This is a genomic window from Mitsuaria sp. TWR114, from assembly GCF_007997345.1.
In genome coordinates, this window is the sequence record NZ_VOSR01000889.1 from 1 (window position 1) to 567 (window position 567).

Here is a 567-nt window from a genome sequence, read left to right on the forward strand (position 1 = left end):
CACCGGCGCCGGGCCGGCGGCCAGCCGCCGCAGCAACGCCAGCGGGCCGTCGCCCGGCAGGTCGGGCAGGGTCATGTCCATGATCACCAGCGAGGGCCGCGCGCCCAGGCCGTCTACCGCCGCGATCGCATCCGCGGCGCGGAGCAGCTCGTAGCCGCTCTCCTCCAGCACGGCGGCCAGCGGCTGCACGCTCAGCGCCTGCACGACCAGCAGGCGGATGCGGGCGTCGGCGCCAGTGCCAGCGCCTGTGCCATCACCCATGCCCGAGGAGCCAGGAGATCCGGTTCCCGTCCCGGAAGCGCTGGCATCGACGGCCTCTTCGGTGCGGGCGGGCGGCATGTCGGCGCGCGGCTGGGGGGGTCGAGGTGGCGGGAGCGGCAAGGACGGCATGCGTTCCACCATACAAATCCCATGCCCGCTTCTCAAGGGGACGGGACCGGGCCGAAGCCTCGAATTCCAGGGCCTTCGCCCCGGTCGCGCGGCGATCGGCCCGCAGGGGCTGACGCACAATGGCCGGCGCCATGGACGATACCCCCGCCTCGCCCGACGTCGACCCGACGCCCCGCC

General features: G+C 74.6%; 1 pseudogene. It reads right to left on the reverse strand.

The annotated features are described in order from the left end of the window. A pseudogene (locus FUT87_RS25395) lies at window positions 1-261 on the reverse strand (hypothetical protein); the annotation flags it as partial. Window positions 262-567 lie beyond the last annotated feature (306 nt).